The 12,217-nt window shown below is 59.4% G+C and carries 8 protein-coding genes and 1 pseudogene; 7 read left to right on the top strand and 2 right to left on the bottom strand.

Annotated features, from left to right (window positions below; all coding sequences use genetic code 11):
- Nucleotides 1–15 precede the first annotated feature (15 nt).
- From ACNO7C_RS08555 to ACNO7C_RS08540, 4 genes are all read left to right on the top strand, one after another.
- Complete coding sequence (locus ACNO7C_RS08555) at nt 16–366, top strand: PadR family transcriptional regulator (RefSeq protein ID WP_460024687.1); 351 nt, start codon at nt 16–18, stop codon at nt 364–366.
- Between the two features lie 138 nt (nt 367–504).
- Nucleotides 505–1,134: a hypothetical protein gene (locus ACNO7C_RS08550; RefSeq protein WP_460024686.1), complete on the top strand. Its 630-nt coding sequence runs from the start codon at nt 505–507 to the stop codon at nt 1,132–1,134.
- Between the two features lie 28 nt (nt 1,135–1,162).
- The gene (locus ACNO7C_RS08545; protein WP_460024685.1) at nt 1,163–1,429 is read left to right on the top strand and encodes a transcriptional regulator; all 267 of its coding nucleotides are present in this window, start codon (nt 1,163–1,165) and stop codon (nt 1,427–1,429) included.
- A 52-nt stretch (nt 1,430–1,481) separates the two neighbouring features.
- Nucleotides 1,482–2,858: an alpha-glucosidase/alpha-galactosidase gene (locus ACNO7C_RS08540; protein WP_460024684.1), complete on the top strand. Its 1,377-nt coding sequence runs from the start codon at nt 1,482–1,484 to the stop codon at nt 2,856–2,858.
- On the opposite strand, the gene ACNO7C_RS08535 is transcribed toward ACNO7C_RS08540, so the two are convergent.
- Nucleotides 2,855–3,787, bottom strand: coding sequence for a S1C family serine protease (locus tag ACNO7C_RS08535; protein ID WP_460024683.1), 933 nt, complete (start codon nt 3,785–3,787; stop codon nt 2,855–2,857). The two genes, ACNO7C_RS08540 and ACNO7C_RS08535, sit on opposite strands and share 4 nt — an antisense overlap.
- Before the next feature lie 199 nt (nt 3,788–3,986).
- On the opposite strand from ACNO7C_RS08535, the pseudogene ACNO7C_RS08530 reads away from it, so the two are divergent.
- Nucleotides 3,987–5,150: pseudogene (locus ACNO7C_RS08530) on the top strand (glucodextranase DOMON-like domain-containing protein).
- A 27-nt stretch (nt 5,151–5,177) separates the two neighbouring features.
- A complete protein-coding gene (locus tag ACNO7C_RS08525) occupies nt 5,178–8,519 on the top strand; it encodes a glucodextranase DOMON-like domain-containing protein (RefSeq protein ID WP_460024682.1) in 3,342 nt (1,113 codons plus the stop codon).
- 8 nt (nt 8,520–8,527) lie between these two features.
- Here the strand turns inward: ACNO7C_RS08525 and ACNO7C_RS08520 are convergent, their stop codons facing one another.
- A complete protein-coding gene (locus ACNO7C_RS08520) occupies nt 8,528–10,579 on the bottom strand; it encodes a glycoside hydrolase family 13 protein (RefSeq protein ID WP_460024681.1) in 2,052 nt (683 codons plus the stop codon).
- Between the two features lie 152 nt (nt 10,580–10,731).
- Here ACNO7C_RS08520 and ACNO7C_RS08515 point away from each other — a divergent pair, with 152 nt between their 5' ends.
- Entirely contained in the window at nt 10,732–12,213 is a 1,482-nt protein-coding gene (locus tag ACNO7C_RS08515; RefSeq protein WP_460024680.1) for an extracellular solute-binding protein, read from the top strand.
- Nucleotides 12,214–12,217 lie beyond the last annotated feature (4 nt).

Raw genomic sequence — 12,217 nt, 5'->3', positions numbered from 1 at the left:
AAGCGAAGGAATGCTGTGGAGACGAGGGCGTTAACGCGTCTCAAGCGGAAAACGCGGGTCGAGATCCTCTGGCTGTACATATCCTCGATACTGTCTGAGGGGAACTCCTACGCCTACGACATCTCCCGGAAGATAAACGAGAGGTACGGGTTCAACCCAGGCAGGGTTCTGCCATACGTTGTACTCGGCAAGATGGAGTCAGAGGGCCTGGTGCGCTCATACTACGCTGAGAGGAGGAAGTACTACGCGCTAACGGACAAGGGTAGGCAGACTTACTGCTTGGCGTTGGAGATGCTCAGAGAACTGCTCCAGAAGCTACCTGAAACCCCATGCCGCGAGAGCGCCTCGGACCCCAAACCCGCGTAGCGGCTCGGTGGACCTCTCAGCTGAGAGGCACGCGCCCACCGTGGCTGATCGACAGCCCCTCGCGTCGCGAAGGGCTCTTGATTTACGAGTAGCACACCCATTTATTACGGCCCAAAAGCCCCTAGAGTCTGAGAAACAATGACCCGTGAAATGGTGGAGCTCGGGGCTCTCGCGGAGAAGCTGAGGGGCTACCTTGAGCTGGTTTTCGCTGCGAACCTCTTCTTCTCGATCGGCTTGATGCTCGGCGGGTACTGGTTGGTAACCTTTTCGCTGTTCGTGATTTTCGGGATAGGAGCATCGTTGCACGCCTGGCTTGCCGCTTTGGCGGCGAACTTCGCGCTAGCCGCCTTAGCCGCGTGGCTGCTCTCCAAGGTCTCCCCCGGCGCCGTCAGGCGGGCCTGGGCTCTGGGGGGCCTCAGGAGCCTTCTTGCTCTTGCTCCGTTTGTAGTACTCTACGCCCTGCCGTACCCGACGCCGTATGTTTACGCGGTTCTCTGGGTTCCGGCCCTAGGGCTTTACCACCTGATCTTGTACGCCTTCGCACGAGGGGCAAGGCACTCGAAGCTCTTCCTGCTCTCGGCATTGCTCATCCTGCTGGGATCACCCGCCCCCCTGTGCATCGCACTCCAGCAAGCCCAAGGCAATTACGACTCCCTAGCGTTCTTCTTCACTCCTATACTCGGGCTGGGCATCGTCCTCCTCTCGTACTTCGTCTCCGCGCTCTATGGTCTGTGGCTGGCGAAGGGGTGCCTGGAGTCTGGCGAGTAGCGGTCTCCCCGAGCTCGACGAGGAGCTGATGAACGCTAAGAGGTTTGCCATAGTCACTTTACTGTACTCACTGGGCCCGCTCACCGTCTCGGAGATCGCTAAGATAGCTGGTCTGAGCATAGGAGACGCCGACACCCACCTTCGGAGGCTGAGGGAGAAGGGCTACGTGAGGGTGTACAAGGCTTTCACGGACTGGGGTCCAAGGACGGTCGTCGAGCTCACGGATGAGGGGGCGAGGAGGTACAGGGAGCTCCTCGCTAAGCTCAGGTCCCTAGCGGAGCGTCTCGAAAAGTAGTTTCTCGTAGTGTTAAGAAACGGTTATTTTAGCCCGCCCTCTTTAGGGGCTTGTGTCGAGGGTTAAGATCGCGGTCATAGGCGCTGGGAGCATCGCTTGGAGCTTTAAGGTTATTCACGACCTGCTTCACACGCCTACGCTATTCGGGAGCGAGGTCGTGCTCATGGACATCGACCAGGGAAGGCTGAGGCTCGTGGAGAGCTTTGCGAAGAGGTACGCCTCGGAGCTAGGCGCGGACATCAAGTTCACCGCCACCTCCGACAGGCGCGAGGCGATCAGGGACGCCGACTTCGTCGTCAACACCGCGATGTTCGGCGGCCACGGCTACTACGAGAAGATGAGGGAGGTGTCTGAGAGGCACGGCTACTACAGGGGCGTCAACAGCACCGAGTGGAACATGGTCAGCGACTACCACACAATCTGGGGCTACTACCAGTTCAAGCTCGCGCTGGAGGTGGCGAGGGACGTAGAGGAGCTAGCGCCCGAAGCATGGCTGCTTCAGCTGGCGAACCCGGTGTTCGAGCTCACCACGCTGATCTCCAGGGAGACTAGGGTTAAGGTCATAGGTCTGTGCCACGGCCACCTAGGCTACAAGGAGATCGCCCGCGCCCTCGGCTACGACCCCGAGAAAGTCGAGTTCGAGGCGATAGGCTTCAACCACGTGATATGGCTGACCAAGCTAACGTACCAGGGCAGGGACCTCTACCCCCTGATCGACGAGTGGGTGGAGCGCAGAGCCAGCGACTACTGGGAGAGGTGGAGGCTCACCCAGAGAGACCCATTCGACATACAGCTGAGCCCCGCCGCGGTCGACATGTACAAGCGCTACGGCCTCTTCCCCGTCGGCGACACCGTCAGGGGCGGGACCTGGATGTACCACTGGGACCTCAGGACGAAGCAGCGCTGGTACGGGCCAACAGGAGGGCCCGACAGCGAGGTAGGCTGGATGCTGTACCTGGCGAGGCACGAGTGGTACACGGGCCTGCTGGAGAGGCTCGCGTCGGACCCGAGGCTCCCGGTGTCCAGCTTCTTCCCGCCGGCAAGGACGGATGAGTCGCTGATACCCATCATAAACTCCATAGCGAACGACCAGCCAGCGGTGTACCAGGTGAACATACCCAACATGGGCTCCATCGACGGGCTCCCCGAAAACGTGGCCGTGGAGGTCCCGGCGGAGGTCTCCGGGAAAGGCGTCAGGAGGACTCCAGGCTTAAAGCTCCCCGGGAAGATACTCAAAGCTGTTCTCTGGCCCCGCATGATGCGGATGGAGATGGCTCTGACCGCCTTCCTGGAGGGGGGCAGGCAGATCCTCATAGACTGGCTCATGCTAGACCCCAGAACAAAGTCCGAGAAGCAGGCCGAAGAGGCCTGGGAGGCGGTCCTCTCGCTCCCCGAGAACCAGGAGATGGCCCGACACTACAGGGGTTAAGGAGCCTCCTCAATCCGAACAACGTACTTCCTAACGACGCCCCTCCTGTAAACCTCAAGCTCAATGCTTTCTCCCACGCCTCGCTCCCTCAGGGTGGCGATGAGGTCGGAGACGCCTTTCAGCCGCCTCCCGTCGGCGGATAGTAGAATGTCCCCGGGCCTGATGCCCGCGCGGTGCGCAGGCCCCCCGGCGGCTATCCTCACAACGAGGACCCCGCCTGGCTCCCTCAAGCCCAGCTGGAGCGCGACCATAGGAGTCACGTCCAAGCCGTAGACGCCTATCCAAGGCCTAACTATCCTGCCGAAGCGGCGAACCTGCTTCAGAGCCCAACGGACCTCGTTCACTGGGATGGCGAAGCCTATCCCCTGGGCGAAGGGTATCATGGCCGTCGTTATCCCGATGACCTCGGCGTCCAAGTTCACCAGAGGCCCCCCGCTGTTACCCGGGTTCACGGCCGCGTCGGTCTGAATCATGTTCTCGTAAACCTTCCCCTCGACTCGGAGAGTCCTGCCCACGCCGCTCACGATGCCGAACGTGAGCGACGGCCCGCCTAGTAGCTGGCCGAACGGGTTACCGATAGCGAGTACGAACTGGCCGATCTGAACCCTGTCGCTGTCCCCTAGCCTAGCCGGCTGCAGATCAGCCCCATCCACCCTGAGGAACGCGATGTCCCACTGTGGGTCCTCCGAAACGACCTCAGCCGGGTAGCTTTCGCCGTCGGGCGTCGTGACGGTAATCCTCTCGAAGCCCTCAACGACGTGCGAGTTAGTGGCTATGATGCCCCTGTCAACAGCAACTCCGGAGCCGAAGCCCGTTATGGGCGCTTGTGTGAAGAGGAAGTCGATGACCCTTAGGGTAGAGACGCCTACAACGCTCGGCAAAACCCTGTTGTAAACCTCGATAACCTTCCTCTGTAGCTCCTCTGCCATATGGCCGACGCCGCACAGTGGTATTTACGCGTATCGCCGGAAAATCGGCGGTAGAGGGCTATGGGTATCGATTTTAATCCCAACAGTATTAAATGAACAGATTACAGAAATGCTTATTAATTAACAGCGTGACAAATTTATACGTAAAAGGTGAAAGCAGTTGAATAAAGGCAGACTGTTTGGAGCGTTAATCCTGGCAGTGCTGGTGTTCTCGCTAGCGATAACACAGGTGGCTAAAGCCGAGAACCCCATCATCCAGGTGTCCGACCCCACGGGGGACGACAAGGGCCCAGGCTTCTACGGCTACCCCACCGCTGACGTCTTCAAGCCGGGGGTTTTCGACATCGTGAAGTTCGAAGTCTACACAACAGACACCTCGGTAACCTTCAAGGTATACTTCAAGGATCTCGGCGGGAACCCGTGGGGCGGTAAAAACGGCTTCTGCCTCCAGCAGGTCCACATCTACATCCACACGGATGCAACGCCGAACGTGCCCGCCAGGCTAAGCGCGGTATGACTGAACCTGAACTTCGACCCGACCTGGGCGTGGCACTACGCCCTCCTCATTGGCCCCTGCTGGGAAACACCCCCTCAGCCCCTGCCCACTGGGCAGTGCGCGGTCCTCTACAGGCCCTTCGACGAAGTCGTCCAGGGCGATAAGCTCAAGGTGAGCGTAGACGGCAACGCCATTGTAGCCACGGTTGACAGGGGTCTCTTCGAATACGGTGACGTCGGCAACATCAAGAACTGGAGGATCGTGGTGGCCGTAGCGAGCCACGACGGCTTCGGCCCGCTGAAGATCAGAGGAGTTGGCCTCAGCAAGGGCGACTGGAACATCTGGGCCACTGCAACGGCAACTGATGCCCAGAAGACCCTGATAGCTAACGCCATCAAATTCGGCATCGAGCCCCGGGTGCTCGACATCGCAGTGTACGCGCCGGAGTACCCGAACGGTATTACAGCTGACCAGCAGTACGCGTGGCTCAGCAGCGTGGACATCGACGCAAAGATGCCGGCCACCATCCCGCCCATAACTTCCCAGGTGGTCGCGCAGCTCAAAGCCCAGCTTTCCTCCGTGACGCAGGAGAGGGACAGCCTCAAGTCGCAGGTCAGCAGCCTCCAGAGCCAAGTGTCGAGCCTGCAAAGCCAGCTTAGCAGCCTTCAGAGCCAGGTGAAGTCCCTTCAGGACCAGAACTCGCAGCTGTTAAGCGAGCTGGAGTCCCTCAGGGCTTCCACCATTAATACTGGAGTCGCGGCGGCTCTAGCGGTGGTGCTTCTGCTTGTCGGCATCGGCGCGGGCTACTTCCTTGGCAAGAGGAAACCCAAGGAGGCAACCGGGGGGACTCAAGTCAAAACTTCTTAAAAGTATTTTTTCTTACAGGTGGTTTTGATGAAGAATAGCAAAGTTGTGACTCTCGCCCTGACCCTAATCCTCCTCGCCGAGGTGCTGATGTACCCTGCTTTAGGCCAGCAGCCCTCAGGCACCCTCTACGTTGTGCTGATCTGGCACTACCACCAGCCCTGGTACTACGACGTGAATGGGACGTCTTTCCTGCTACCCTGGGCTAGAATGCACACGGTCGGGAACTACTACAAGATGGCTTACATCCTGTCGAAGCACCCCGACGTGAAGGCAACGTTCACCTTCTCGGGCTCGCTAGTGCAGCAGATCCTCGACTACAACAGCGGCGTCAAAGACTACAGGCTCATCATATCCGAGAAGATCGCCGAGGGCCAGCCCCTGACCACAGAGGAGAAGTTCTCGATGCTCTCCATGCCGGGAGGCTTCTTCGACGTGAACTGGGACCGGGTCGTGAACGTGGTCCCGAGGTTCGCGGAGCTGAGGGATAGGGCTCAGAGGGCGCTGAGCGCGTACATAGCGCTCCCGGAGGAGGAGTACAAGAGGAGGGTGGCTGGCGAGTTCTCTGACCAAGACTACCTGGACCTCGCCGTGCTCTTTAACCTGTTCTGGATCGACCCCATGGTTTTGCGGGAGCAGTACCCCGACGTCTACCAGCTCAGGGTCCAGGCGCTTAACGGCGCCAGGGGCTTCACTAGGCAGCAGCTTCAAGCCGTGCTGAGCGTCCACAGGGACTTGCTGCGGAAGGTCCTACCGATGTACGCCTCCCTGGCCGAGAAGGGGCAGGCAGAGCTGATACCCGTGCCCTACAGCCACCCGCTGGCACCCATCCTCGCGGACCTAGGCCTGCTTGACGATGTTAAAGTCCACGTTTCCCTGAGCACGCAGCTCTTCCAGAGGGTGTTCAACTACAGGCCTGTTGGGATATGGCCCGCTGAGCAGGCTGTGAACGGCTACGTTCTCGCGGCCTTTGCAAGCGAGGGCTACACCTGGACCGTTACGGATGACACGATTTTAGTGAAGGCGGGTCTCAACCCATCTGACCCCTCGGTGGGTATGAAAGCCTGGTTCGCGACGCTCAACGGCACCAAGCTCTACGTGTTCTTCAGAAACAGCGAGCTGAGCAACCTGATAGGCTTCCAGTACAGCAGAGGGGACTCGAAGCAGGCGGCTCAAGACCTCATAAACCGCCTGCTGTCACTCGCAAAGAGCAGTGATGGGACAAACGTCGTCGTCATAGCCCTCGACGGGGAGAACCCGTGGGAAAGCTACCCAGAGTTCGGCGACACTTTCCTCGACAGTCTCTACTCGCTGCTGAGCGAGTACCAGTCTAAGGGTCTACTCACCACGATAACCCCGCGCGAGTACCTCGCGAAGTTCGCGGGCACCGCCCGTGAGTTGCCCACCAAGAGCTACAAGTACCTTGACCTAGCGGGCAGGGACATCTCGGACACCCCGTTAAGCCTCACCGAAGACGCCTACACGCAGCTGCCCAGAAGGGACGTTACCGCCCAGATACCTGAGGGCTCCTGGTCTGGGGGCGAGCTAGCGGTCTGGATAGGTCAAAGGCAGGAGAACGCTGCCTGGATGATGCTCGTCAAGACGAGGCAAGACGTGCTGAAAGCACTGGGAGTCAACAACCTCCGGGAAGCTCTGACCGTCAACCGGAAAGCGGCCGAAGACCTCCTGAGGGCGGAGGCCAGCGACTGGACATTCTGGTACGGCGGCGACATGGGAGGAGGCTTCCCAGCGAACCCGCTCTACAAGGGTTACCTCAGAAGAGCCTACGAGGACGCGGGGCTGAAGCCGCCGGACTACCTGCTGACCCAGTTCAACCCCGACGCTACACCAGTCGGCACGCTCAACAGGGATTATCCCAAACCCCCTGCAACCCCACCGGAGCTCGACGGGAAGCTAAGCGCCGGGGAGTGGGCGGGCGCTCTCAACATGTCCCTAGGTGACAGGCTGTTCAGGAGCGTCCTCGTCCTCCCGACGGGCCAGGGCATGTACATCGCCGCCATCCCGGTCTCCAAGAGCTCTCTTGACGACGCGAAGACCGCCGTAGCCTTATACACCACCTGCAGCGCGAGGAGCGCGAGCCCATTCCACCCGGGCTTCAACTCGTTCCCACGGTACTCGAAGCTCGACATGGGCATGGGGCTATTCTACGAGGTGCTGGTGTACCCAGCGAACCTCAGCGTGGCTGTCAGCGCCGCTGACGGCCGCGGAGGGTGGACACCGCTATTCTACCTCAAGGCGTCAGTCGGGGACGCGGTGGAGGCGTTCGTGCCCTGGAGCGCGCTGGGTCTTAGCCAGGGAGAGCTATTCTACATTACAGCCGCCTCCTACTCAGGCTCAACAGTCGTGGAATCCGCCACTCGCGTCGGCTCTGTTTACCAGATGATTGTGCCTCGCGCGGCTGCCACAGCTGCGGGGAAAGTCCTGTTCGAGATGAGCGACCCTGAGGGCGACGATGACGGGGCTGGAGGCTACAAATACCCCAAGGCTGACGTCTTCATACCAGGAGTATTCGACTTAACAAAGTTCAGGGTGGTGGACTCGGGAAGCAGCCTCACGTTCGAAGTGTACTTCAAGGAGCTTGGCGGGAACCCGTGGAGCGGCCCCAACGGCTTCTGCCTGCAGTACCCACAAATATACATACACACAACACTCAGCGTACCGGGGAGGACAGACACCTTCGGCTTAAACGTCAACATCACTGAAGACTCGGCGTGGCACATCGCGCTACTTCTGGCCCCGGGTTGGGGCTCCGACCCTGCCCCGAACGGCGAGAAGGCAGCGATCTACCTCTCAGACGGCACCGTCGCAGTACAGGACGGCAAGTTCAAAGTCTACGCCGATCCCGCGAGAAACGCTATAATAGCTGAGGTCTCGAAGGACATTCTCCCCGACGCCGGCAACGCGGATAAGTGGAAGTACGTTGTTGCTGTGACGAGCTACGACGGCTACGGCACGATGAAGATTAGGCCTTTTGGCCTAGACCCCGACGTCTGGGTCGTGGGCGCTGGCTCCAAGCACGCTAAAGCCGTACTCTTCAACGTCGTACCCCGCGTGATGGACCTGCTTGCACCCACCGCTCAAGACCAGTACGCGCAGCTCTCAAGCTACGTTGCGGAGAAGAACGGCACCCTGGCAAAGGTCCACGGCGTCTCACAGGCGACTGTGACGCAGCCCACTCAGCAGTGCATATGCCCTGAGCCGCAGCAGCCGCAGTGCCCTGCCTGCCCGCAGTGCCCGCCGGCCACTCAAGTGGGGGTGAAGCCTGAGGAGCTTACAAGGTCACTGGTAGTGGGCCTGATAGCTGGAGTGCTTATCGGGCTAGCAGTCGCGATGCTCCTTCGAAGAAAGTGAAAGTGTTTTTAAGGCTTCTTTACCTTGTGGAGTATCCTCCAGGAATAGGGTTTAAGTACTTTCTCTCCTGCGCTATCGCTCGCCAGAACAGTCGCGTAGCCGTCGATGGGCGCGCTGATTTCCTTCTCGCCCGCGTTGAACACGACCATAACCTCCTCGCCTCTCCACTCCCTCATGATGGCCACAGCGCCCTCATTCGTAACTCGCGCGTCGAAGAAACCTAGCCTGAGGGGCGCCAGCGATCTCCTCAGGAATGCAAGGCGCCTGATGAGGCACTGCAGGTCCCTGTCCCACTTCTCCTCATCCCACAGCATGGGGAGCCTGTTGTCGGGGTCGCCGCCCCCGCGCATTCCAACCTCGTCCCCGTAGTATATGGAGGGGGAGCCGGGTAGCGCGAAGAGGACCACGTAGAGTAGTTTGAGGCACCCGCTCCCGCACCGCTCGGCTAGTGTCGCGATGCGGGGCGTGTCGTGGCTGCCAAGCAGGTTGTACATGGAGCTCGCCGCGAAGACGGGGATGCGAGCGTAGAGCTCCTTGAGCCTTCTAACGAAGCTTACTGCGTCGGTGTTTCTGTACACGATGAAGTCTAGCAGAGCCTCCCTCAAGTCGTAGTTCATCGCCGAGTCAGCGGTGACGCCGTAGGGGTAGTAGACAACCCCCTTGCTCACCTCGAGTATCACCGGAGCATCCCTTTTCAGCCCCTTCACAGTCGAGTAGAGCTGCTTCAGGGCGGCGTCGGGCAGCGCGTGCCCAACGTCTATCCTCAAGCCGCTAGCCCCCTGGGTGAGCCAGAACGACGCCACCTGGCAGAGCCTCTCAACCACCCGCTGGTTCGAGTAGTTGAGCTTTGGCATCCCCCAGTTGCAGATGAAGGTCTCGTAGAAGGGCCTCCTACCGCGGAGCTCAGCGGGGAACTCCCTGCAACCACCTGCGGTGAACGTTCTCAAAAGCTCCGCCTCCCGCTCGTCAAAACTGCTGAAGAACCTGAACCAGTCTTTGTACTCGCCGCCCTCGGACAGGGCTCTGAGGAATTCTGAGCTACACGGGGAAACGTGGTGGGCTACAATGTCCACTACGATCCTGATATTCCTTCTTTCGGCCTCCTTGACGAGCCTGCTCCAGCCCTCCCAGCCACCCAGATCCTCGTCAACCTCGGTGTGGTCGATGACGTCGTACCTGTGGTAGCTCACCGACCTGTATATGGGAGTCAGGTAGACCGCCTCGACTCCCAGCGATGCTATGTAGTCGAGGCTCTCGGTCACGTCGCGCAGAGACCCACCTAGACGGGCACGGGGCCTGGTGTTGCCCGCGATGCTCATTTTGCTTCGGGTGAAGCTGTCCGGGAAGATCAGGTAGTAAGTGCTACCGACGTACCAGTACGGCTCATCGAGCCCCACGATCTCCCCGGGCTCGATGTAGCTCTCGTCTCCCAGGCCATTCTGACCGTAGTAGAGACGCTCGCCACCGGCCTCTAGGAGGAACCTGTAGCCCTCCACGTTGCCGCTGACTACTCCTTGGAAGTAGTCGACGAGCTCGGTGCTCACGTACCTCTGCATCTCGACCCTCTTTCCGTCATTTGTTTCGACGTAAACCCGATCTAGGAGACGCGTCGGAGCCTTAAAGCGTAGGATGGTGAAGCCCAGGTACCTGCTAACGAAGGAAGGGTCCCTTTCGTCGTGGACGAGAAGCTCGGACACCAGCCTACCCTCTCTGGCGGCCGTCGCGTAGTCCGCGACCCCGACCTCAGCTAGGGAAAACTCCTCCTCAACGCCGCTGTCAGGCCAAAGCCTCACCATCACCCTAAAAGGGTTCTCCACGTCAAGAGCGGTGAACCCGCACGTAGAGCTGAACCTGTAGGGGTACGAGCCCTCCCAAAGCGAGACAACAACCCTTCCCCTCTCGCCCTCGCGACTCAGCTCGACCCTTCCGGGGAAGTAGGATGTGAAGGGCGCTACGAGGTACAGGTACTCCACCCCCTCGGGCCACTTCAGCGAGAACTCAACCAGGTATCTTCCGAAGCGAGCCCCAGATATCCTCTCCCTCCCAAGTACCCTGTACATAAGCGACTCCTTTCCCGCTAGCAGAGCATGCCTTAATAAGGTTGGTAATTAAGGCAGAGAATAAAACCTAGTTCCCTAATTGAATTAAAAAACATTATGGAGAAAGATTTAAACTCTAGCCGGAGAAGTAGGTCATGCAAGAGGTGGGAGTTTTGAGTAAAACCGCAAGCCGAAATATCATAATCGCGGTGGTTCTCATCGTAGTGGCGCTAGGGATAGTGTACTTCTACTACCAGTCCACAATCGCCCCTCCCCCTAGCCAACCCACTCAGCCGACTCAACCGACGCAACCGTCCACCCCAGCTCAGCCGCCCCAGACGCCTCCCTCGAACGCCACTCAGCCCAGCCAGCCCCCAGCCCCTGCGTTGAAGACGATTACCATAGGTACCAGCACTATACGCGTGCCCAGCGACTTCTACGACTTCGTGCAGAAGGCTAAGACAGGGCAGATCCAGGTAACTATCAACTTCTGGACTGGGATGAGCCAGTGGGAGGTGGACGTGATGAAGAACGTTATCGCGAAGTTCCAGCAGGAGTACCCCGGCATCACCGTCAAGTACACGAACGTCCAGAACCTCAAGGAGCAGGTGAAAGCCGGCGTACTTACTGGCGACGTTGAGAACACGGCTCACGTTTTCACCTGGGCGCACGACTGGACGGGCGACCTCGCCGACAGCGGCGCTATAGTGGCGCTGGATCAGTACCTGCCCCCCGAGACGCTCACAGACCTGAAGGCCCAGTACATGGCCTCTGCCTACACGAGCGGCATGTACAAGCTGCACCTCTACGGGCTACCCTGGGCGGCTGAGGCTATAGCGCTCGTGTGCAACAAGGACCTCGTGCCCTCGGCGCCGCAGACTTGGAGTGACTTCGAGAAGATAATGCAGCAGTGGTACAACCCCTCCAAGAACACGTACGGCATAGCGTACCAGATCGACCCCTACCACGTCTACCCGTTTGTCACTGCCTTCGGCGGCTTCTATTACGACGAGGACAGGAACGCGGTTGGCGTTAACAGCCAGGGAACGGTCGACGGGATAACCTTCTACATCCAGCACGTAATGAAGTACATGTACACCTCGGACGTTGGCATGGAGGCCCAGCTCAAGATACTTACCGACGGCAGGACCCCCTGCATGGTGACGGGCCCCTGGAACATACCCACGATTAAGCAGAACATAAAGAACGTGGTCGTCTACCCGATACCGCCCATCGACGGGAAGACGCCAAAGCCCTTCTCTGGGGTGAAGCAGATGTGGGTGACTAAGGTCGTCGAGGGCGACAAGAACAGGCTCTACGCCTCAATACTGTTCACGATGTGGTTCACGCTGAACGATGATGCCCTGAAGACGCTCGCGGACGCGGGCTACATACCCGTCAAGCTCTCAATCCTCCAGTACCTGCAGGCTAACGCCGACAAGTACCCGACGATACTCGGCTTCGCCCAAGCCGTGTCAAACAGCGTTCCGATGCCCAAGTCGGCGAACATGAACTACGTCTGGGGACCTGTCGCGGATGTTTTGAACGCGATTGTGACCAAGTACAACGAGCAGGGAGAGCAGGCGGCGCTCAGCGCGGTTAAGCAGCTGCTCGATGACGCCCAGTCGAAGATCGTTGCCAAGATAGGAGGCTAAACCT

It is taken from the genome of Infirmifilum tikiterense, from assembly GCF_054696565.1.
The sequence above is the reverse complement of the archived record's forward strand: the minus strand, read 5'-3'. Positions and strand labels throughout refer to the sequence as shown.